Annotated in this window: 17 protein-coding genes; 15 read left to right on the top strand and 2 right to left on the bottom strand. The window is 69.4% G+C overall.

From position 1 onward, the window contains the following. The first annotated feature begins 131 nt into the window (after window positions 1-131). The 7 genes from pyrF to D473_RS0113995 all read left to right on the top strand — a co-directional run bounded on the left by pyrF (window position 132) and on the right by D473_RS0113995 (window position 6,266). Window positions 132-839, top strand: a complete 708-nt coding sequence (pyrF, locus tag D473_RS0114025; protein ID WP_017609695.1) for an orotidine-5'-phosphate decarboxylase — start codon at window positions 132-134, stop codon at window positions 837-839. A gap of 368 nt (window positions 840-1,207) precedes the next feature. Next, window positions 1,208-1,531 (top strand): integration host factor, actinobacterial type, encoded by a 324-nt coding sequence (mihF, locus tag D473_RS0114020; RefSeq protein ID WP_017576782.1) that lies wholly within the window; start codon window positions 1,208-1,210, stop codon window positions 1,529-1,531. Window positions 1,532-1,729: 198 nt separating this feature from the next. Next, on the top strand, window positions 1,730-2,320 hold the full coding sequence (gmk, locus tag D473_RS0114015) for a guanylate kinase (RefSeq protein ID WP_017609694.1): 591 nt from the start codon (window positions 1,730-1,732) through the stop codon (window positions 2,318-2,320). 104 nt (window positions 2,321-2,424) lie between these two features. Continuing rightward, window positions 2,425-2,691 (top strand): DNA-directed RNA polymerase subunit omega, encoded by a 267-nt coding sequence (gene rpoZ, locus D473_RS0114010; RefSeq protein ID WP_017576780.1) that lies wholly within the window; start codon window positions 2,425-2,427, stop codon window positions 2,689-2,691. 126 nt (window positions 2,692-2,817) lie between these two features. After that, a complete protein-coding gene (gene coaBC, locus D473_RS0114005) occupies window positions 2,818-4,011 on the top strand; it encodes a bifunctional phosphopantothenoylcysteine decarboxylase/phosphopantothenate--cysteine ligase CoaBC (protein WP_017609693.1) in 1,194 nt (397 codons plus the stop codon). 231 nt (window positions 4,012-4,242) lie between these two features. Beyond that, complete coding sequence (gene metK / locus D473_RS0114000; RefSeq protein WP_017609692.1) at window positions 4,243-5,436, top strand: methionine adenosyltransferase; 1,194 nt, start codon at window positions 4,243-4,245, stop codon at window positions 5,434-5,436. Between the two features lie 164 nt (window positions 5,437-5,600). Further along, window positions 5,601-6,266, top strand: coding sequence for a DUF11 domain-containing protein (locus tag D473_RS0113995; RefSeq protein ID WP_017609691.1), 666 nt, complete (start codon window positions 5,601-5,603; stop codon window positions 6,264-6,266). A 102-nt stretch (window positions 6,267-6,368) separates the two neighbouring features. Here the strand turns inward: D473_RS0113995 and D473_RS0113990 are convergent, their stop codons facing one another. Continuing rightward, a complete protein-coding gene (locus tag D473_RS0113990; protein WP_017609690.1) occupies window positions 6,369-7,601 on the bottom strand; it encodes a DUF349 domain-containing protein in 1,233 nt (410 codons plus the stop codon). A gap of 461 nt (window positions 7,602-8,062) precedes the next feature. Between D473_RS0113990 and D473_RS0113985 the strand changes: the two genes are divergently transcribed. The 4 genes from D473_RS0113985 to D473_RS0113970 all read left to right on the top strand — a co-directional run bounded on the left by D473_RS0113985 (window position 8,063) and on the right by D473_RS0113970 (window position 14,861). Next, window positions 8,063-8,740 (top strand): MBL fold metallo-hydrolase, encoded by a 678-nt coding sequence (locus tag D473_RS0113985; protein WP_017609689.1) that lies wholly within the window; start codon window positions 8,063-8,065, stop codon window positions 8,738-8,740. 181 nt (window positions 8,741-8,921) lie between these two features. Then, a complete protein-coding gene (gene aspS, locus D473_RS0113980) occupies window positions 8,922-10,694 on the top strand; it encodes an aspartate--tRNA ligase (protein WP_083918009.1) in 1,773 nt (590 codons plus the stop codon). A 797-nt stretch (window positions 10,695-11,491) separates the two neighbouring features. Further along, on the top strand, window positions 11,492-13,495 hold the full coding sequence (locus tag D473_RS0113975) for a SpoIIE family protein phosphatase (protein ID WP_017609687.1): 2,004 nt from the start codon (window positions 11,492-11,494) through the stop codon (window positions 13,493-13,495). A 34-nt stretch (window positions 13,496-13,529) separates the two neighbouring features. After that, window positions 13,530-14,861, top strand: coding sequence for a replication-associated recombination protein A (locus D473_RS0113970; protein WP_017609686.1), 1,332 nt, complete (start codon window positions 13,530-13,532; stop codon window positions 14,859-14,861). Between the two features lie 55 nt (window positions 14,862-14,916). On the opposite strand, the gene D473_RS0113965 is transcribed toward D473_RS0113970, so the two are convergent. After that, a complete protein-coding gene (locus D473_RS0113965; RefSeq protein WP_017609685.1) occupies window positions 14,917-16,458 on the bottom strand; it encodes a serine/threonine protein kinase in 1,542 nt (513 codons plus the stop codon). Window positions 16,459-16,824: 366 nt separating this feature from the next. On the opposite strand from D473_RS0113965, the gene D473_RS0113960 reads away from it, so the two are divergent. The 4 genes from D473_RS0113960 to alaS all read left to right on the top strand — a co-directional run bounded on the left by D473_RS0113960 (window position 16,825) and on the right by alaS (window position 21,700). Beyond that, window positions 16,825-17,220 (top strand): DUF948 domain-containing protein, encoded by a 396-nt coding sequence (locus tag D473_RS0113960; protein WP_017609684.1) that lies wholly within the window; start codon window positions 16,825-16,827, stop codon window positions 17,218-17,220. Further along, a complete protein-coding gene (locus D473_RS0113955; RefSeq protein ID WP_017609683.1) occupies window positions 17,217-17,480 on the top strand; it encodes a hypothetical protein in 264 nt (87 codons plus the stop codon). Before D473_RS0113960 ends, D473_RS0113955 begins: the two co-directional genes overlap by 4 nt. 566 nt (window positions 17,481-18,046) lie before the next feature. Continuing rightward, on the top strand, window positions 18,047-18,727 hold the full coding sequence (locus D473_RS0113945; protein WP_017609681.1) for a hypothetical protein: 681 nt from the start codon (window positions 18,047-18,049) through the stop codon (window positions 18,725-18,727). A gap of 306 nt (window positions 18,728-19,033) precedes the next feature. Next, window positions 19,034-21,700 (top strand): alanine--tRNA ligase, encoded by a 2,667-nt coding sequence (gene alaS / locus D473_RS0113940; RefSeq protein ID WP_017609680.1) that lies wholly within the window; start codon window positions 19,034-19,036, stop codon window positions 21,698-21,700. Window positions 21,701-21,851 lie beyond the last annotated feature (151 nt).

The following is a 21,851-nucleotide window of genomic DNA, read 5'->3' as shown; positions in this document are numbered from 1 at the left end:
CCGCCCGGGGAAGTGCACACCTCGGTGGTGTGCACATGACAGTGACCGTGCACCGTCCCGGGTCGTCGTGTGGGCCCGGGGTGGTGCCGCGCCGACCGCGGGGTCGGTGGCACACGATTGGAGAAACCGACATGACCGCATCCCCAGCGCCCATCGCCGTCGCGATCGACGCCAAGGAGATCGAGACGGCGGCCACTTGGGCCTCTGCGGTCGCACCGCACGTGAGCACGATCAAGGTGGGGCTGGAACTGTACTTGCGCTACGGCCCGGAGGTCGTCAGCACGGTACGGGGGGCCAACCGGGTCGGGGTCTTCCTCGACCTGAAGCTGCACGACATCCCCGCCACCGTGGCGGGGGCGGCGCGCAGCGTCGCGGGCCTCAAACCCTCCTACCTGACCGTGCACGCCAGTGGCGGGTCCGACATGGTCAGGGCCGCGGTCGAGGCGGCGCCGGAGACCCGGGTCACCGGGGTGACGGTACTGACGTCGATGGACGAGGCCGAGCTGGAGCAGGTGGGGCTGCTCGGCCCGGCCCGGGACGCGGTCCGTCGCCTGGCGGTGCTGTCGGTGGAAGCGGGTGCCCGGGCCCTGGTGTGTTCGCCTCAGGAGGCGGCCATGGTCCGTTCGGAGGTGGGACCCGACATCACCCTCATCACGCCGGGTGTGCGCCCGGCGGGGGCGGACAGGGGTGATCAGTCGCGGGTGGCCACCCCCGAGGAGGCCATCGATGCGGGCGCGGACCTTCTGGTCATCGGACGGCCCATCACCGGGGCATCGGATCCCGGCGCGGCGGCCGCTTCCATCGCGGCAACGATCCGGCGCGCCGGTGTCCGTGTCTAGGGTCCGGTGCCGGGCTCGGCGGTGGAATCGTCGGGTCCGGTAGCCGGACTGCAGCAGCGGACTCTTCATTCAAAATTATGGCTCAACAATGACGGCTATTGCATGTGTCCAAAATTCGATCTCGGCCGCTGTGGGTGACCCGCATCACCGCTGGGTGACCATTCCTGGTGGCAGGTCCTGTGCTCTACTCAACCAGGACCAAAGTCCCAACTTTTGCTTCCGAGGGCAATGGCGCTGTGACTCCGTGTAGTTGGTTCGATGAAATAGCCCCTGAAAGGGCACTTTACGTTGCCTAACGGGGGTCAGACCTACTAACTTGCGCAGGCGTCCGCCCTCTACACACGAGTAGAAATCCGAGGTGACCCGGCGTGGCCCTTCCTCCCCTCACACCCGAGCAGCGGCATGCGGCTCTCGAGAAGGCCGCCAAGGCCAGAAAAGAGCGCGCAGAGGTCAAAAACAAGCTGAAGAACGGCGGTGTCTCGCTGTCCGAGGTACTCTCCGAAGGCCTCAAGGACGACGTCATCGGCAAGATGAAGGTCTCGGCGCTGCTCGAGTCCCTTCCCGGTGTCGGCAAGGTCCGTGCGAAGCAGATCATGGAGCGGCTCAACATCGCCGAGTCGCGCCGTGTGCGTGGCCTGGGCACCAACCAGCGCGCCGCACTGGAAGAGGAGTTCGGAGACCTCACCAAGTAGATCCCCCGAACACCGCTGACCGCCCGCCCGCGTCTCCCCACGGACGCGGGCGGGCGCGTTCGTGTGCGGTGGTATAACTGGAGCTTCCCGCAATCGCACGCGGAGGTCCCGCACATCCGCCGCGCGGGGCGGCGGCCGGGCCGCGGACGGCCCCGCGGCCCGCACGGCGGCGCACAGCGAATGGAAGCCCGAACACACATGTCTGCTGAGCCCGGAGCCCAGTTCCACCAGGCCGAGAAACGGCTCATCGTCCTGTCCGGCCCCTCCGGGGTGGGCAAGAGCACCGTCGTGGCGAGCCTGCGCCGGGAGCACCCCGACGTGTGGCTGTCGGTCTCGGTGACCACGCGCCGACCCCGGCCGGGTGAGGAGGACGGGGTCCAGTACCACTTCGTCAGCGACGAGGAGTTCGACGAGCTCATCGCCCAGGACCAGCTCCTGGAGTGGGCCCAGTTCGCCGGCAACCGCTACGGCACCCCGCGTGCGCCCGTCCAGGCCCGGCTGACCGCCGGACTGCCGGTGCTGCTGGAGATCGAGCTCCAGGGCGCCCGCCAGATCCGCGAGACCATGCCCGAGGCACTGCACGTCTTCCTCGCCCCGCCCTCCTGGGACGAGCTGGTGCGCCGCCTCACCGGTCGCGGCACCGAGGTGGAAGAGGTCGTCCAGCGCCGTCTGGAGGTCGCCAAGGTCGAGCTCGCCGCGGAGAAGGAGTTCGACACCACTCTCGTCAACACATCGGTTCAAGACGTGTGCGGCGAACTGCTAGCGTTGATGAGCGCGCCCAAGGTGTGATAGCGGGGCGTGTCCCCGCGGAACGCCGTACGGCGCCGCCCGAGTCCCAATCATCCACCTCGCGGCTTTCGACGAGCCGGAGACCGTCCCTGGGGGTATTCGAAGTGGCTGGTACCGAGCCCGTCGCCGAAGGCATCACCAACCCGCCGATCGACGACCTGCTGGAGTGCGTCGACAGCAAGTACAGCCTGGTCACCATGGCCTCCAAGCGGGCCCGCCAGATCAACGCCTACTACGCTCAGCTCGGCGAGGGCCTGCTGGAGTACGTCGGCCCGCTGGTCGAGACACAGGTCCAGGAGAAGTCCCTGTCCATCGCTCTGCGCGAGGTCCGCTCCGGGCTGCTGACCGCCGAGCCCTACGAGGGCACCTGAGAGACCTCCGGCGGGTGACCGCCGAGGTCCTGGAGATCTCCATCGGCGTGCCGTGCTGCCCCGGCGCCGGGGCAGCACGGCACGCCTGGTAGAACTCCTTGAGTGAATGACAGAGACATTCCCCAGGTGGTCCTCGGAGTCGGGGGTGGCATCGCCGCCTACAAGGTGTGCGAGCTGCTGAGACGGCTGACCGAGTCGGGCCACCGGGTGCGGGTCGTCCCCACCGGCGAGGCCCTGCGCTTCATCGGAGAACCGACATGGGCCGCCCTGTCCGGGCAACCGGTCGAGACCGGTGTGTGGGACCGGGTCCACGAGGTCCCCCACGTACGGATCGGACAATCGGCCGACCTGGTGTTCGTGGCCCCCGCCACGGCCAACATCCTGGCCAAGGCCGCAGCCGGCCTCGCCGACGACCTGCTGACCAACACCCTGTTGACCGCCCGATGTCCGGTCGTGTTCGCGCCCGCGATGCACACCGAGATGTGGGAACACCCTGCTACCCGGGCGAACGTGGCGACCCTGCGCTCCCGCGGCGCCCTCGTCCTGGACCCGGACGAGGGACGCCTCACCGGCTCCGACAGCGGACGCGGCCGCCTGCCCGACCCGGTCGAACTCTACGAGGCCGCACGCCTGGCCCTGCGCCGGGGCGACGGCCGCCAGGATCTGGCCGGGCGCCGGATCCTCATCTCCGCCGGAGGCACCCGCGAGGCCCTCGACCCCGTCAGATTCATCGGTAACCACTCCTCCGGCAAGCAGGGGTACGCGCTCGCCCGCACCGCTGCCGCCCGGGGCGCCCGGGTCACGCTCATCGCCGCCAACGTCTCGCTGCCCGACCCGGCCGGGGTCGAGGTGGTTCCCGTCACGTCGGCGGTCGAACTCGCCGATGCCGTGCAGGAACGACGGCTGGCCGCCGACGCGGTCGTCATGGCCGCGGCCGTGGCCGACTTCCGACCGAGCAACAGCGTCGAGTCCAAGATCAAGAAGTCCGGTGGGGAACCGGCCCCGATCGAACTCACCGAGAACCCCGACATCCTCGCGGAGCTGGTGCGGACCCGTCCCGAACGGGCCCCGGGCCAGACCGTGGTGGGTTTTGCGGCCGAGACCGACGACGTGGTCGCCAACGGCCGCGCCAAGCTCGAACGCAAGGGGTGCGACCTGCTCGTGGTCAATCAGGTCGGCCAGGGGCGTGCGTTCGGTACCGACGACAACCAGGCCGTGATCCTCGGCACCGGCGGTTCGGCGACCGAGGTGCCCAACGGGCCCAAGGAGGACCTCGCCGACCGGGTCTGGGATCTGGTGATTGAACGTCTGACCGGATAGATACCCCGACGGGTCTGGATTTCCTACCACCGAGTACTGCACACTTCACAAGGGCGACCGCGTGACCTGCCCACCGGGCAGGCCGCCGGAAGCCTCGTCGGAAGGTCCCTATACAGTGGACCGACGACAAGCAACCGCGACGGTCGGTATTTCCCGCTTCGGCGGATCCCCGAAGTACCGGGCGCCGCACTGTCCATGTCAGCCAGCAGCCGCTGCAAGGAGTCAGGTAACGTGTCCCGCCGCCTTTTCACCTCCGAGTCGGTCACCGAGGGCCATCCCGACAAGATGGCCGACCAGATCAGTGACGCGATCCTCGACGAGATGCTCGCCACCGACCCCGCCAGCCGGGTCGCGGTCGAGACGCTGATCACCACCGGTCAGGTCCACATCGCAGGTGAGGTCACCACCCAGACCTACGTCGACATGCCCGCCATCGTGCGCGAGAAGATCCTCCAGATCGGTTACGACTCCTCAGCCAAGGGGTTCGACGGTGACTCCTGCGGGGTCAACGTCTCCATCGACGCGCAGTCCACCGACATCGCCCAGGGTGTCGACACCGCCTACGAGGCCCGTGTCGAGCGCGAGGAGGACAAGCTCGACCGTCAGGGCGCCGGTGACCAGGGTCTGATGTTCGGTTACGCATGCCGCGAGACCCCGGAACTGATGCCGCTGCCCATCAAGCTCGCGCACGCCCTGTCGGAGCGTCTGTCCGAGGTCCGCCGCAACGGGACGGTTCCGTACCTGCGTCCCGACGGCAAGACCCAGGTCACCGTCGAGTACGAGGGCAACACCCCGGTTCGTCTGGACACCGTGGTGGTCTCCAGCCAGCACGCCGCGGACATCAACCTCGACGAGATGCTCGCCCCCGACCTGCGGGAGCACGTCATCCAGCCGGTCGTGTCCCAGTACGGTCTGGAGTCCGACGACTACCGGCTCCTGGTCAACCCGACCGGCCGTTTCGAGATCGGCGGCCCCATGGGTGACGCCGGCCTGACCGGCCGCAAGATCATCGTCGACACCTACGGCGGCTACGCCCGGCACGGCGGCGGCGCCTTCTCCGGCAAGGACCCGTCGAAGGTCGACCGCTCGGCCGCCTACGCCACCCGCTGGGTCGCCAAGAACATCGTCGCCGCCGAGCTCGCCGACCGTGCCGAGGTCCAGGTCGCCTACGCCATCGGCAAGGCACACCCGGTCGGTGTGTTCATCGAGACGTTCGGCACCGAGAAGGTTGCCACGGAGCTGATCGAGAAGGCCGTCAAGGAGGTCTTCGACCTGCGTCCGGCCGCGATCGTGCGCGACCTCGACCTGCTGCGCCCGATCTACTCCAAGACCGCCGCCTACGGCCACTTCGGCCGCGAGCTCCCCGAGTTCACCTGGGAGAGCACGGACCGCGCCGAGGCGCTGCGTTCGTTCGTCGGCGGCTAGGACGACGACACCGCTGAAACAGGGCGGACGGCTCTCGGGCCGTCCGCCCTTTCCGTATCGGGAAGGGTGTTCTGGGGCGAGCACCGCACGGCATCACGAAATGATGGCTACTACGTGTTATTAGATATTCACGTATTGTCATACTGCTGTGCGGAGGTTGCACCATGGCGGTGCCGACGGTCATGACCGCGATCGGCCTGGCGGCCGTGTTGACCCTGGCCGGGCAGACCGTTCCGGCCGGAGCGCAGGAAAGGCCGGGGGAGGGCCCCCTGGACATCACCCTGGAGGCCGACGCGGCCGGGGAGCGGCTCAACCCCGGTGACCGTGTCGGATACACGATCCGGGTGCACAACACCGGTGACACGGCGCTGGAGAACGCCCAGATCGTCCAGTTCGTACCCGAGACCATGTCCCACGTCATCGGGAGCGGCAACGCCGAACCCGAGGGCACGCGAGTGCTCTGGGACCGCCCCCTGGAGCCGGGGGAACGGGCGACCATGGTGTCCACGACCGAGGTGACCGGGGTGCCCGAGGGCTCCTCCCACTCCTCCGCCACCGTGTGTGTCCGCCCCGAGGGCGGCGCGGCCGTGAGGGCGTGCGCCTCCGTCGAACACCGCGTCCACGAGGCGGTGCCCTGGCCCATGGTGGCCGCAGCGGCCCTGCTGTTGTTCGCATCGGTCGTGGGGGCCGTGGGGTACGCGCGTTACCGCAGCGCCCGCAGGCCCCGGCCCGAGCCGCCCACACCCAGTAACCACAGCCCCGGCTCGGTGCCCAACGTGCGCACCTTCCCAGGAGCGGCCCAGGTCTACCACCTGGACACCCATCGCTGAGGCGGAGACCCGCAACCACGAGGGGCGGGGACGCCGACCACCGCAACACGAAACGGGCCGCACCCCTCGGGCGGGGTGCGGCCCGTTTCGTGTCGGAGCGGCTCAGCTCATCTCGTCCAGTGCGTTCTGCGCCTCCGCCAGCCACGAGCGGCGCGCCTCCAGCGCCTCCTCGTACTCCCCGGCCTTGCGCTCGTCACCCTTGGCGCGAGCCTTCTCCAGCGCGGTCTCCAGGCCGGCGATGGCCGAGGCCAGCTGATCCACCGTGTCCTGGGCCCGGGCACGCGCCTCCGGGCTGGTGCGCTCCCACTCGGCCTGCTCGTTCTTGCGTACACCGTCCTCGATCTGGCGGAAAGCGCCCTCGAGCTGGTCGCGCACGTCACGGGGGAGCTGGCCGGCCTCCTCCCAGGCCTCCTGGAACTCACGCAGGCGCGTGCGCGCCCGGCGCGGGTCGGAGATCTTCGGGATCTCCGCCTCGGCCTCCTCCAGGATCTTCTTCTTGGCGTCGGCGTTGACCCGCAGCTCGGCGTCGCGCTCGGCGAAGACCTCGTTGCGCGCGTCGAAGAAAGTGTCCTGGGCGGCCTTGAAACGCGCCCACAACTTGTCCTCGCTGGCACGGTCGGCACGGCCGCCGGCCTTCCACCGCTGCATGAGGTCGCGGTAGGCGCGCGCCGTCGGGCCCCAGTCGGTGGAGTGGCTCATCGACTCCGCTTCGGAGACCAGGCCCTCCTTGAGCACACGCACCTCGTCGCGCTGCTGGTCCAGATGGGCGAAGTAGGCCTTGCGCCGCTTGGAGAAGGAGTTGCGCGCCGCCGACATCCGCTTCCACAGGGCCTGCTCGGTGGGGCGGTCCGCGCGCGGGGCCTTCTTCCACTCCTCGATGAGCTGCGCCATGCGCTCACCGCCGGATTTCCAGTGTGTGGTCTCGGCCGCCACGCGCTCGGCCTCGGCGACGATCCGTTCCTTGACGTCGCGCGCCTTGTCACGGGCCTGATCCTGCGCCTGCTTCTGCTCGACCTTGCGTTCCTCGGCGCGGGCGGTCAGGGCGTCCAAGCGCTCGGACAACGAGTCCAGGTCACCGACGGCGTTGGCCTCGCGTACCGAGGCGCGGAGCTTGTCGATGGCGGTCATGGCTGCGGAGGCGGACAGGTCGGTACTGCGCAGGCGCTTCTCCAGCAACTCCACCTGGGTCACGAGGGCGTCGTACTTCTTCCGGAAGAAGGTCAGGGCCTCCTCCGGGGCACCCGCCTGCCACGATCCGACGACCCGTTCTCCTTCGCTCGTGCGCACGTAGACCGTGCCGTCGTCGTCTACGCGGCCCCAAGGGTCCGTGGTCACCGTAGTCCTCCTGCTGTCATGGGCCCGGCGTGCGGGCTCGGGTCGTCGCGGCGTACAGCCCGGTTCGTACGGGATCGTGCCCTGCACGATATCCCCACGACCTGTCGGGAGACGACGCGGCGTGTGCGCGAACAGGGTCAGGAACGTCGCGGTCCGGACCCTGCGCCTCGTGTGTCGACGGGCCGTGGGAAGCGGATCCTTGGATGCGCAGGTCGGTGCCTCGGCGCACACGATGGCGCTGACCAATATGGCATCATCGGGCGTTCTGGCAAAGAGGGCCGCCGCGCGTAGTGATCGAATGTTGATCAACGCTCGTGTGGCCTTGCTCCCTCCGCGTGAACGGTCCGGTCCGGGCCGCCGACGTGCTCGGTAGGCTCAGAAGCTGAAGGGCGCACGGCCGGTACCGGCCGAGCCCCGCCCCTACGATCCGTGGACACCGACCGAGGACAGGACGTCATCCCGTGCTCATCGCCGCACTGCCCTCCGGGCCCCTCGCCGCGAACTGCTACGTGCTCGCCCCGGCCGAGGGCGGTGAGTGCGTCGTCGTCGACCCCGGCCAGGAGGCCGCCGAGCAGGTCGACAAGGCCCTCGCCGAGCACCGCCTGACCCCGGTCGCGGTGCTGCTCACCCACGGCCACTTCGACCACGTCTGGTCGGCCGCCGAGATCGCCGATGCCCGCGGTCTGCCCGTGTACCTGCACCCCGAGGACCGTGGCCTGCTCACCGAGCCCGCCGCGGGTGTGGACCCTGGTCTGGCCACCCAGCTCTCGGCGCTGCTGGGCCCGGGACCCTTCTCCGAGCCCGAGGACCTGTGTGAGGTCGCCGACGGCAGCACACTCACGCTCGCCGGGCTGCGGATCGACGTCCAGCACACCCCTGGTCACACCCCGGGCTCGGTCGTCTACACCGTCACCACGGAGGACGGCGTCCCGGTCATGTTCGCCGGCGACCTCGTCTTCGCCGGCTCCATCGGCCGTACCGACTTTCCCGGAGGCGACGAGACGGCGATGGCGCGCAGCCTCGCCGACGCCGTGCTGGCACGCCCCGACGACACCCAGATCCTGCCCGGGCACGGCCCCGGCACGACGGTCGACCGCGAGCGGGCCACCAACCCCTTCCTGGGCCAGGACTCCGCCTGATCCCCGGTCGGCCCCGCACGGGCCGCACCGCTGTGCCGTGCCCGTCCATCGGGACCGAGGCGGTGCGGTGCGGTGGTTGGCGGTAAGATCCCAGGTGTTCGAGGGGCATTCCGACGGCCGGATCCGGCCAGGGTGGTCCGGCGCTTTCACTCAGCCGTGTAGTTAGTGGACTTGGTAACTCATGCATCGTTACAGGACTCATACGTGTGGTCAGCTCCGCAAGGAGCACGTCGGGGAGCAGGTGCGCCTCTCGGGTTGGGTGCACAACCGCCGTGATCTCGGTGGTCTGCTCTTCGTGGACCTGCGTGACCACTACGGGATCACGCAGATCACGGCCCGCCCCGAGTCCCCGGTGTTCGGCGAGCTCAGCCGGGCCCGCAAGGAATCGGTGATCCAGGTCACCGGCGAGGTCTCGGCCCGTGACACCGAGAACGTCAACCCGAACCTGCCCACCGGCGGGATCGAGATCCAGGCCGCCGAGCTGGAGCTGCTCGGCAGCACCGAGGAACTGCCCCTGACGGTCTTCCCCGAGGACAACACCTCCGAGGAGCGCCGCCTGACCCACCGCTTCCTCGACCTGCGCCGCGAACGCATGCACGACAACGTCATGCTGCGCTCGCAGGTGGTGGCCTCGATCCGGCGCCGGATGACGGACCTGGGCTTCAACGAGTTCCAGACCCCCATCCTCACCAGCTCCAGCCCCGAGGGCGCCCGCGACTTCCTCGTGCCCTCCCGCCTGCACCCGGGGCGTTTCTTCGCGCTTCCGCAGGCACCGCAGCAGTTCAAGCAGATGCTGATGGTGGCCGGGTTCGACCGCTACTTCCAGATCGCGCCGTGTTTCCGCGACGAGGACAGCCGCGCCGACCGTTCGCCGGGCGAGTTCTACCAGCTCGACGTCGAAATGAGCTTCGTCGAGCAGGACGACGTCTTCGAGATCATCGAGAACGTCATGACCGATGTCTTCCGCGAGTTCTCGCAGGAGGGCTGGGAGATCACCTCCCCGTACCCGCGCATCGCCTACCTGGACGCCATGCAGTGGTACGGCACCGACAAGCCCGACCTGCGTGTGCCCATGAAGATGGTCGACGTCACCGCGCTGTTCGACAAGACCGATTTCCGCGCCTTCGCCGGCAAGAAGGTCCGCGCCCTGGCGGTGCCCGGTGTGCAGGACCAGCCGCGCAAGTTCTTCGACGGCATCGGCGACTACGCCGTCGAGCAGGGTGCCAAGGGCCTGGCCTGGCTCAAGGTCGGCGAGGAGGGCGAACTGACCGGGCCGATCGCCAAGTTCGTCGGCGAGATCAGCGACGAACTCCTCAGCACGCTCGGCGCCGGCCCCGGTTACGGTCTCTTCTTCTGTGCCGGTGAAAACGATGCGGAGATCAACCGCATCATGGCGCCGGTGCGTGTCGAGGCGGGCAAGCGCGCGGGCCACTTCGAGGAGAAGGCCTACCGGTTCTGCTGGATCGTGGACTTCCCCATGTTCGAGCGCACCGACGAGGGCGAGATCCAGTTCAGCCACAACCCGTTCTCCATGCCTCAGGGCGGGATGGACGCGCTGCTCAACAAGGACCCTCTGGAGATCCTCGCCTGGCAGTACGACATCGTCTGCAACGGTGTGGAGCTGTCCTCGGGCGCCATCCGCAACCACTCGCCCGAGATCATGTACCAGGCCTTCGACATCGCCGGTTACGACAGGGACACCGTCGAGGCGGAGTTCGGCGGCATGCTCAAGGCCCTGAAATTCGGTGCCCCGCCGCACGGCGGTATCGCCCCGGGCATCGACCGCATCGTGATGCTCCTGGCCGATGAGCCGAACATCCGTGAGACCATCGCGTTCCCGCTCAACCAGAACGCGCAGGACCTCATGATGGGTGCGCCCTCCGATGTGACGGAGCAGCAGCTGCGCGACGTGCACGTCCGTACGGTGCTGCCCCCGGAGAACACCAAGAGGTAGCCCGAGGGCACGAACGGGCTGAAGGGGCGGCGCTTGTGTGCCGCCCCTTCACCGGTACGGGGCCGTCAGCGTTTTGCGGCGCCGCACTGTTGGCAGCAGATGTCCTCGTCGTCGGGGTTGCTGTGTTCGCACAGGCGGCAGGACCAGTTCCGGAGTGTGCTGTCGTGCCACGGACTCGGCAGGGCGGGCACATGTGGCCGGCGCATGGGGATCCTCGGGGGTAGGAAAAGGCTTTACCTTGCGCTTCCCTTCCGGAGAGAAGTTGAACCTTCCCCAAACGACCACAAAGCCCTAGCGGTAATAAAACGGACACTTTTGTGTTCGGAAACCGGCCGAAACCGGCCGCCACCCCTGTTGCGGATGCGACAGGGGTCCTTCATCCTCTAGCGTTGAGCGCGAATCACCTTTTCGTGCCGCGATGCACCGGTGCGCCGCTGAAGAACACCGGGCACGAGCGGACACGTGCTTTTCTGTGGGGCTGGGCGGAACAGAGACCGCCGATGGGCCGCCGCACCACGCGAACGTAACGATCCTTCGTTCCGTTGCCGGTCGGATCCGGTCCTCGCACCGACGGCCCCGGACAGCCCCGGACCCCATCACCGGTACGGGGCCGCCCCGTACCGAGACCACGCGGTCGCCCCGGGCACCGACGTGGACGCAACCGGCCCCGAGACGCCCCGGGGCGGCCATTGCCTCGGACACTAGAATGAACCGATCGGAACGTTCCCAACGGGTGGCCGCGTCAGACGCGGGTGTGACGTCCGAGACGACATGAGGATGAGTCATACGTGAACCGAATGCGCGCCTCAGGCGATGACTCCGAAACCGTGCTCGCGGGAGCGTTCGAACACGCCCCGGAACCGATGGTGCTCACCCGCGCCGACGGCACCATCGTGCACGCCAACGGGGCCTTCACCGACCTCTTCGGGGCACAGGACGCCCGGGCCGGACGCGCGTGGCACGAACTCCTCGACGGGGACGACGCCCAGCGCGGCGCCGCCTTGCATGCCGAGGCCCTGACCGGGAGCCGGGAACGCCGGGTCCGCCTGCGACTGGCACCCCCCGGCTCCCACCCCCGCATGTCCGAGATCGAACTGCGCCCGCTGCCGGGTGAGGACCACGTCGTCGTCCTCACACACCTGCTGTCCCCGGAGGAGACCGACCTGCGGGTGGTCGGCGAACTGCGCACCGACAACTCCGACTCGGTCCTGTGGAGCCTGGACCTGAGCACCGGGCACATATACGAGCTCTTCGGCCCCACCCCGCTGGGCGCCCTCCTGGCCGGCAACGACCCCGGGCTCGAGCGCATCCTCGAGCGGGTCCATCCCGACGACGTCGCCCGAGTACGCGACGCCATCTCCGGAGCCTTCGCCGGCCGCGACTACGAACAGCGCTTCCGGGTCTTCGACCGTCTCGGTGATGAGCGTTCCCTGCACGTACGGGCCCGGTTCGTGCCCGGTGAACCCGACCGCCTCGTCGGCATCGTCGACGACGTCACCGAGCACGTCCAGCTCGTGCGCCGCCTGGCCGACCGGCGCCGAACCGAGGCCGAGCACGGCCGCCTGGTCACCGACCTGTCCTCCAAGCTCGTGTCCGCGACCACCGTCGACGAGGTCATGGACCTGCTCAGCGAGGAGTTCCTGCCGATCTTCGGTGGTTTCCACGCCGTCGCCCTCTACGTCGAGAACGGCCTGCTGCGCACCTCGCCCAGCGCCCGCGAGCGCGGGAACGTCGAGTCCATGGACGGCCGCCTCGCCGACGACACCGATTACCCCATGGGCGCGGTCATCCAGGACCGGCAACCGCGTTTCTTCGAGAGCCGGGCCGAGGCCGTCAGCCGCTTCCCGTCCGCGATCGAACTGCTGCGTGACACCGGCAAGTCCCAGGCCTGGGCGACCGTGCCGATCTTCGGTGACGGCAGGATCGCGCTCGGCGTCTGGCAGATGGTCTGGGACCGCCCCCACCACGCCAGCCGCGACGAGCGGGCCCTCATGCTCACCTTCGCCGGTCTGGCAGGGCAGGCCCTGCAACGCATCAAGGCCCAGCAGGCCGAACTCGAGCTCGCCGACGCAGTGCAACGGCGCATGCTGCCCCGCCAGGTCGCCAGCTTCCCCGGCATGGACATCGCCACCAAGTACCTGCCCTCCCGGGCGGGCTGGCGCATCTGCGGCGACTTCTACGACGTCATCGAACTGCCGGAGAACAAGGTCGGCCTGCTCGTGGGCGATGTCCAGGGCCACGGTGTGGAGGCCGCGGCCGCCATGGGCCAGATCCGTGTCGCCTTCCGCGCCTACGCCAGCAACCAGTCCGACCCCGGGGTGGTCCTGGGCGAGACCAACCGCCTGCTCACCGACACCGGGGAGATCGTCTTCGCCACCTGCGGCTACCTGGTAGTGGACCGCGAGACCGGTGTCATGCAGGCCGCCTGGGCCGGACAACCGCCCGTGGTCCTGGCCTCGGACAGCGGCTACCGCATCTGGGAACCCGAAACCGGACCGCCCCTGGGTGTGATGCCCGACACCGAGTACACCGTGACCACCAGCGTCCTGGCGCACGACACCACCCTGCTGCTGTGCTCCGACGGCCTCGTGGAGAGCTCCGAGGTCAGCATGCAGGAGGGCCTGGACAAGGTCGGGCAGGCGCTGGCCGCGAACGCCGCGACCCCGGAGGAGGCCGCGCACGTACTCGCCGACATGGCCCCGGCCGGCCGCGGAGACGACATCGCGCTCCTGATCACCCGCATGACCCGGTCGGTGCGCAGCGTCCCCGAGACCTTCTCCACGGCCGTTCCTGCGACCTGACGCATCGCAGGGGCGCCTCGCCTACCCTGGAGGGGTGTCCGAAACACTGTTCGACGATGCCGGGGCCGAGGCCGCCAAGGTCCAGGAGCCCCTGGCCGTCCGCATGCGACCGCGTGACCTCGACGAGGTCGCAGGCCAACGCCACCTGCTGGGTGAGGGCAGTCCGCTGCGCCGCCTGGTCGAGGACGACGCACCCATGTCGGTGTTCCTGTGGGGGCCGCCCGGAACCGGAAAGACCACGCTGGCGAGCGTGGTGAGCCGGGTCACCCGGCGCCGTTTCGTGGAGCTCTCCGCAGTCAACGCCGGCGTCAAGGACGTGCGCACCGTCGTGGACGAGGCCCGCCGCCGCCTGGGGATGCACGGCACCCGCACCCTGTTGTTCGTCGACGAGGTGCACCGTTTCAACAAGACCCAGCAGGACGCCCTTCTTCCCGCGGTCGAGAACCGCTGGGTGAGCTTCATCGGGGCCACCACCGAGAACCCCTTCTTCTCCGTGGTCAGCCCGCTGCTGTCGCGCTCGCTGCTGTTGAGCCTGGAATCCTTGGAGGACGACGACGTCCGCCTGCTCCTGCAGCGCGCCCTGACCGAGGAACGCGGCCTCGACGGCGGCTACGTGCTCTCCGAGGAGGCCGTCGAACACGTGGTGCGTCTGGCCGGGGGAGACGGACGCCGCTCCCTGACCTACCTCGAAGCGGCCGCGCTCGTGGCCGGACCCGCAGGGGACGAGCCCCGCACCATCACCGCTGAGGACGTCGAACGCGCAGTCGACCGCCACGCCGTGCGTTACGACCGCTCCGGCGACCAGCACTACGACGTCATCAGCGCCTTCATCAAGAGCATGCGCGGCAGCGACCCCGACGCCGCCCTGCACTATCTGGCACGCATGATCGAGGCGGGGGAGGACCCGCGCTTCATCGCCCGCCGCTTGGTCGTGCACGCCAGCGAGGACGTGGGCATGGCCGACCCCACCGCGCTCCAGACCGCCGTGGCCGCGGCCCAGTCCGTGGAACTCATCGGCTTGCCCGAGGCACGCATCAACCTCGCCCAAGCCGTCATCCACATCAGCCTGGCGCCCAAGTCCAACGCCGTCATCACCGCCATCGACGAGGCCATGGGCGACGTACGCTCGGGACGGGCCGGCGCGGTTCCCGCGCACCTGCGCGACTCCCATTACAAGGGCGCCGCCGACCTCGGGCACGGGAAGGGCTACCGCTTCGCCCACGACTACCCCGGCGGGGTCGCCCCGCAACAGCACGCCCCCGAGGGCCTGACCGGACGCGAGTACTACCGGCCCACCGGGCACGGCGCCGAACGCCGCTTCTCCGAGGTGTTGGCGCGGATCAAGGGTGTGCTCCGCGGGGACTGAGGCGTGTGCGGAGCGCACCCCCCCCGGGGGGGGGGCGGGCCACGCACGTCCCGGCTCAGTCCGTGAAGAGTTCGGTGACCTGCACGATCTCGGGGGTACCTTCGCCCTCCATCGACTCCTCGTCGAAGGTGATCTCGACGATCACCACCGGGCCCCAGGAGAGGTAGTCGATGAACTCGGCGCCGGTCATCTCGTAGGTGCCGCGGAAGTCCTCGTCGAGGAAGACGTCCTCGGGCGCCGTGCAGAACTTCGCGCACAGCACCTCGGCCTCGGGGTCGATGTCGGCCTCGGCGGGTTCACCGTCCTCGTCCCACTGCAGTGCCCAGGCCTCATGGGTGGGCACGCCCTGGCCGCGGATCGGTGTGTCGTCGCGGTCGACCGGGGTGTAGACCCACGGTCCCTCCTCCGGTTCTTCTTGTTCGGAGGGGTCGAAGCGGGCCACGATGGTGGTCTCCACCGTGTCCTCCTCGGCCTCCTGCGCCTCCGCTGCGGCTTCGGCCGAGGACTCGTCCTGGTCCGGTGAGGGCAGGAGCTGCCCGACGCCCCACACACCCGTGCCGATCAGCCCGAGCGCGAGCACGACCGTCCCGGCGGCGAACAGGAAACGGGTGGGGCGCTTGCCGGCCATACGGCCCTCCAGGCGCACCACCTCCGGAACCCGTGCCGGAGGCTCGATCGCGTGCCACTCCCGCTCCAGGATCCGGGAGATCTCTGCCCGGCCGGGCTGCGGTTCGTCGGCATTGTGCTCGGACTGCCAGACGGCGATGACCGCGCCTACGACCTCACGCAGGCTCGGCCGACGGTCGGGATCGGGGTCCAGGGCGCGCCCCACGACCGGCCGCAGACCCGGTTCCAGGTCCTCCAGGTCGAAGACACCCTCGGCGGCGCGTTCGGCGATCTCGTCGGCCTCACCGGTGCCGAAGGGCAGTCGGCCGGTCCCGGCGAAGGCGACCACGGCACCCCAGGCGAAGACGTCGGAGGCGGGGGAAGGCGCTCCGCCGCGGTACCGCTCGGGGCTGAGCCAGGTGGCGCCGTTGCCGCGCATCCGCGAGGCCGAGGGTGCCACTGCGCAGTCCATGATGTGTGGTCCGTCCGTGCCCAGCATCACCTCGCTGGGCCGCAGCGCTCCGTGCGAGACCGACCGCGCGTGCAGGACGGACAGGCCCTCGGCCAATCCGACGGCCAGGGCGATGAGCTTGCCACTGCCGAGGCCGCCCCGTTTGGTGACGTAGTGGGACAGGCGTTCCCCCGCCATGTACGGCATCGCCGCCCAGGGCGGGTTGGCGTCGGTGTCGTGGGCCAGGGGCGTGACCACCTGTGCGGCGTCGATCGCGGCCAACGAACGCAGTCGGCGCGCCAGGGCCGGGTACTTCGAGGGGTCTTCCAGCTCGGGGGAGGTGAGTGTCTTGACCGCGACGAGGCGATCGCCGGCGTTGTCGGAGGAGACGTCCACCGCTGCGTAGACGGTTCCCGTGCCCCCCTGGCCCAGCCGTCCCAGGACCAGATAGGGGCCGATTCTCGAGGGGTCGTCCGGATACAACGGGGCGAGGCCCGGGGGGACCAGTACGGAGATCTCACGGGGAGAACGTGGGCTCATGGGGATCCTGTCGGTGCATCAGGGGCGGCCGTCAGCGGGAGGAAGTGTCCGGACATCGTAGTGAAATCCGGGAGGAGGAGCACTCCGCCCGATGCCTCGATTGTCTTGCAGGAGCAGACGGCCGTCGAACCCTTGATCGCGGCCCGTGACCGAGCGACGGGGGGTTCCGGACGGTCGAGGGCGTGGGCCGTGATGGCGTGCCGCCGCTGCTCCCGGGGTGCGGACGCGATAGGGTCGGCCGAAAATCGGCCGTTCCCCTAGCCGTTGACGGACGGCCGAGGACGTGGGAAGCCCGGACGGGCGACCGGACGCCACCCCCAGGGCCCCACCCTCCACTTCAACCCTCAACCTGCCTACGGAGCCTCAATGCTGACCGGAGGAGAGGTCGCCGCGCTCGTCGCAGCGGTGGTCTGGGCGGTGCTGGCCACCTTCTTGTGTGTGGCCCTCGTCAAACTCATCAAACTCATCAACGCGACGACCAAGGTCGTCTCCGAGCTGGGGGATCGTACGCCGCCGATCCTGGAGGACATGTCCTCCACCGTGGATCGCGCCAACACCTCCCTGGAGCGTGTGGAGGAGATCACCGCGAACATGCAGTCCTCCTCCGAGGACGTCTCCACCATGACCGCGCTGACACGCTCGGTCTTCACCGGACCACTGGTCAAGATCGCCTCGTTCAATTACGCGATCCGCCGCGTGATGGGCCGGCGCCGCGCCCTCGCCCTGGTTCGCACCCGCAAGCGCAAGGAGGCGAGCCGGTGATCCGCCGCCTGTTCTATCTCGCCGCGGGTGCCGCCGTGGGCGGTTACCTCGTCCACCGGGTCGAGCGCGCGCGGCGTGCCCTGACCCCCGGCGGGATCGCCCACCGCGTCGAGGGCCACGTGAGCGAGTACAGGGGTGCCCTGCGCGAGTTCAACGAGGACCTGGCCGGTGCCGTACGGGACCAGGAGGAAGAGCTCATGCGCAGGTACGCGCCCCGCGATCGCGGGGCGATCCCCGCCGAGGGTGACGGCGGACGCTGAGCGGGTGGTCCCACCTGCCCGGGGCCGTGCGGGAGCCGGAGCCGCATCGGTGTGAAGCGGCCCGTTCCGTAGGCTTGGCTCTGCTCTCTCGAGCGGTATCCACGCAAACAGACGGAAGGCTGGGCGAGGCAGCCGCACGACCCCTGCGATCAGCCGGTTCCGGGTGGGCAGAACCCGCCTGGCCCGTATCCCCCGCTGGGGGTGTCACCCTTCGGGCGATTACCCGCCCAGGGGCAGCCCGGGATGCCTCCCGGTCCGCCGCCCATGGGCCCCGGGGCGGTCCAGCCCCGGGGAAAGACGTCCGGTACCGTCCTCCCCTCGGTGTTCACCGTGGGCATCATCGTGCTGATGGTGGTGCCGACACCGCGGGCCTTCTATTCGCTACTCGCCTGCGCCCCAGGGCCGCAGTACTGAGAGAGGGCGCGGGCCGAACGTGTGTCCTGTGGGGGAACCGGTTGTTGTGGGTATACGTCCAGGTAGGTGCAGGTAAGCATGAGCCGCCCGTTTTGTAGGGTTGGCTCTGCTCTTCCGAGCATCATCCACATACACACACGGAAGGCTGGGCGATGCAGCCGCACGACCCCTACAACAACCCGGGCCAGGGCGGACCGTATCCGTCGGGCCAGAATCCCCCGCAGGGGGGTGCCCATCCCTCGGGCGGTTACCCGCCCCCGGGATACGGCCAGTCCGGCGGTTACCCGCCCCAGGGGCAGCCCGGGATGCCTCCCGGTCCGCCGCCCATGGGCCCTGGTGCGACCCAGACCGAGGGCAAGATGCCCGGTACCGTCATCACCGCCCGGGTGTTTCAGTTCATCGGCGGGATCTTCGGCCTGCTCCTCGGCGGTGCGATCCTGGCCTCGGCCGTATTCATCGCCGGTGATCAGCAGGCGATCCAGGAGATGAACGAGATCCTCGCCCAGGATGCCGGCATGCCTGCCGGTATCGGGGCGAACGAGGTGATCGGCCTCCTCGCCGGGGTCGGTGCGATCCCCTTCGTCTACGGGCTGATCTCCACCCTGCTGGCCTCCTTCATGGGACGGCGCAGCGGGGTCATCCTCTGGGGCACAGTCGTCTTCCAGATCCTGTCCGCCCTGCTCCTGGTCATCTCGCTCGTGTTCGCGGCGAACATCCTCGCGATCGTCCCCCTGCTGTTCACCGTCGGCATCATCGTGCTGATGGCGGTGCCGGTGTCGCGGGCCTTCTACTCGCCCGCGCCCCAGGGGTTCGCCCCCGGGCCGCAGTACTGATCCGCGGGTGGCACACACGGCCCCGGCGCCGAGTGTGCCACCCCGGTCCGCTCCGTGACCGGCGAGAAGCCGGACCTCCTGGGCGGTCCCTCCCCGCCTCTGCCCACCGGACGGGGGCCACGGTCCCCGGTAGCGCGGACCGGTTCCCGCGGTGGCCGGTCCGGCGTGCTCACGCGGCTCCTGCCGGTGCCCGGCGGCGTTAGCCTTGGAACAACGAGGCCGCCGCCGTTGTCGTCAACAGGGCGGGTCCCCGGCGGCCACCCGCAAAAAGCACACGCGTTGGTGCGAATACACAGGAGGGCATCAATGGAGACGGCTGAGATCGCGCGCCGCTTCCTCAATTTCTTCGAGAAGAACGGACACACCGTGGTGCCCTCGGCAAGCCTCATCGCCGAGGACCCGACGCTGCTGCTGGTCCCGGCAGGCATGGTCCCGTTCAAGCCCTACTTCCTCGGCCAGCGCACGCCCCCGTGGGACACCGCCACCAGCGTCCAGAAGTGCATCCGCACCACCGACATCGAGGAGGTCGGCAAGACCTCCCGGCACGCGACCTTCTTCCAGATGCTGGGCAACTTCTCCTTCGGTGACTACTTCAAGGAGAGGGCGATCCCCCTCGCCTGGGAGCTGGTCACCAGCCCCGTGGAGGAGGGCGGTTTCGGTCTGGACCCCGAGAAGCTGTGGGTCACCGTCTACCTCGACGACGACGAGGCCGCCTCCATCTGGCGCGACAAGGTGGGCGTGCGGCCCGAGCGCATCCAGCGCCTGGGCATGGAGGAGAACTACTGGGACATGGGCGTGCCCGGCCCTTGCGGTCCCGACTCCGAGATCTTCTACGACCGGGGCCCGGAGTACGGCGCCGAGGGCGGCCCTGCGGCGGACGAGAACCGCTACATCGAGATCTGGAACCTCGTCTTCATGCAGTACGAGCGGGGCGAGGGAGCCGGCAAGGACTACCCGATCCTCGGCGACCTGCCGCGGCAGAACATCGACACCGGCCTGGGCCTGGAGCGCCTGGCGGCGGTCCTGCAGGGCGTCGACAACATCTACGAGACCGACATCATCGGCCGCGTGCTGCACCGGGCCGCGGAGCTGAGCGGGACCACCTACGGCGAGGACCACGAGAACGACGTCATGCTCCGTGTGGTCGCCGACCACGTGCGCAGCGCCGTCATGCTCGTCGGTGACGGCGTCAAGCCCGGCAACGAGAAGGCCGGCTACGTGCTGCGCCGTCTCCTGCGCCGCGCCGTGCGCAACCTGCGCCTGCTGTCGGGCACCGACACCGCGTTCCTGCACGAGCTCACCGCTGTCGGCATCGACGCGATGAAGGACATCTACCCCGACCTGGCGGACAAGGCGGAGGTCATCCACGGTGTGATCGACACCGAGGGGCAGAACTTCGCCAACACCCTGCGTGCGGGTACCGCGCTGTTCGGCCGCGCGGCCGAACGCACCAAGGAGTCCGGCGGTTCGGTCTTCTCCGGTGCGGACGCCTTCCAGCTCCACGACACCTACGGCTTCCCCATCGACCTCACCCTGGAGATGGCCCAGGAACAAGGGCTGAGCGTGGACGAGGGATCCTTCCGCGAGCTCATGGAGCGCCAGCGCCAGACCGCCAAGGCCGACGCGAAGGCCAAGAAGCTCGGCAACGCCGACCTCTCGCTGTACTCACAGATGCACGAGAAGGCCGGTGACACCGACTTCCTCGGCTACAACGACGCCGAGAGCGAGTCCCACGTCAGGGGCCTGGTCGTGGACGGCGAGGGTGTACCCGCCGCGCGCGCCGGCCAGAAGGTCGAGCTCGTGCTGGACCGCACCCCGTTCTACGCCGAGAGCGGCGGCCAGCTCGCCGACACGGGCACGCTCGCCGTCGACGGGCGCGGCGTCGTGGACGTCGAGGACGTGCAGAAGCCGGTACCGGGCCTGTTCGTGCACCGCGGCACCGTGCGTTCGGGCGAGGTGGTCCTGGACGACACCGTGCACGCCTCGATCGACACCGGCCGGCGCCGCGCGATCGAGCGTTCGCACTCGGCCACCCACCTCATCCACTCCGCACTGCGCAACTCGCTGGGCCCCTCGGCCGGCCAGGCCGGTTCCGAGAACCGACCGGGCCAGCTGCGTTTCGACTTCACCGCCGACAGCCAGGTCGGGCCCGAGCGCCTGGCCGAGGTCGAGGAAGAGGTCAACTCCGTCCTGAGCGGGGACATCGAGGTGCGCACCCAGGAGCGCGACCTCGACGAAGCGCTGAATATGGGCGCGCTGGCCATGTTCGGTGAGAAGTACGGCGACCGTGTGCGCGTGGTGGAGATGAGCGACTACTCCGTCGAACTGTGCGGCGGCACCCACGTCGGTTCCACGGCCAAGCTCGGCATCGTCAAGCTGCTGGGGGAGTCCTCCATCGGTTCGGGCGTGCGCCGTGTGGAGGCCGCGGTGGGCGCGGACGCCTTCCAACGGCTGTCCAAGGAGTCGGCGCTGGTGGGCCAACTCTCCGAGCAGCTCAAGACCCCGCGTGAAGAGCTGCCCGAGCGCATCGACTCGATGGTCACGCGTCTGCGCGCGGCCGAGAAGGAGATCGAGAAGCTGCGTGCAGACCAGGTGCTGCAGGCGGCCGGTGCCCTCGCGGCCGGTGCGCGCCGGCACGGTGACACCCAGGTGGTGGCGGAGCGGGCGCCCGAGGGTGCCTCCGCGGACGATCTGCGCACCCTCGTCCTCGATGTGCGCGGGCGCCTGAGCCAGGAGGAGCCGGTGGTCGTGGCGATGACCGCGGTGCCCAAGGACCGCCCGGTCGTAGTGATCGCCACCAACGAGGCGGCGCGTACGGCGGGCCTCAAGGCCGGAGACCTCGTCGGGGTCGCGGCCCGTGCGCTCGGCGGCGGTGGCGGCGGCAAGCCGGACATCGCCCAGGGCGGCGGCAAGGACGCCGGCAAGGTCGATGAGGCGCTGCGTGCGGTGGAGGCGGCCGTGGCCGCGTCCTGACCGCCGGAACGGACGATGGTGAGGGCGTCCGCGGGTCCGTCCCGTGGGCGCCCCGCCTCTGTCTCACGGCCCTCGGACCGGTTCCGGGCGGGACCGGGTCCCTGGCGTGGTGATGACCGCGCGTGTACGTGTTCGGTGGCATCCTGCTTTT

Source organism: Nocardiopsis xinjiangensis YIM 90004, from assembly GCF_000341145.1.
GTDB classification, from domain to species: Bacteria; Actinomycetota; Actinomycetes; order Streptosporangiales; family Streptosporangiaceae; genus Nocardiopsis; species Nocardiopsis xinjiangensis.
Note: the sequence above shows the minus strand (reverse complement) of the source record. Positions and strands in the feature narration are given on the sequence as shown.

Coding starts and splice junctions, on each gene's coding strand:
- pyrF (WP_017609695.1), top strand. CDS start 132: ATGACCGCATCCCCAGCGCCCATCGCCGTCGCGATCGACGCCAAGGAG.
- gmk (WP_017609694.1), top strand. CDS start 1,730: ATGTCTGCTGAGCCCGGAGCCCAGTTCCACCAGGCCGAGAAACGGCTC.
- D473_RS0113995 (WP_017609691.1), top strand. CDS start 5,601: ATGGCGGTGCCGACGGTCATGACCGCGATCGGCCTGGCGGCCGTGTTG.
- aspS (WP_083918009.1), top strand. CDS start 8,922: ATGCATCGTTACAGGACTCATACGTGTGGTCAGCTCCGCAAGGAGCAC.
- D473_RS0113975 (WP_017609687.1), top strand. CDS start 11,492: ATGCGCGCCTCAGGCGATGACTCCGAAACCGTGCTCGCGGGAGCGTTC.
- D473_RS0113965 (WP_017609685.1), bottom strand. CDS start 16,458: ATGAGCCCACGTTCTCCCCGTGAGATCTCCGTACTGGTCCCCCCGGGC.
- D473_RS0113960 (WP_017609684.1), top strand. CDS start 16,825: ATGCTGACCGGAGGAGAGGTCGCCGCGCTCGTCGCAGCGGTGGTCTGG.
- D473_RS0113945 (WP_017609681.1), top strand. CDS start 18,047: ATGCAGCCGCACGACCCCTACAACAACCCGGGCCAGGGCGGACCGTAT.
- alaS (WP_017609680.1), top strand. CDS start 19,034: ATGGAGACGGCTGAGATCGCGCGCCGCTTCCTCAATTTCTTCGAGAAG.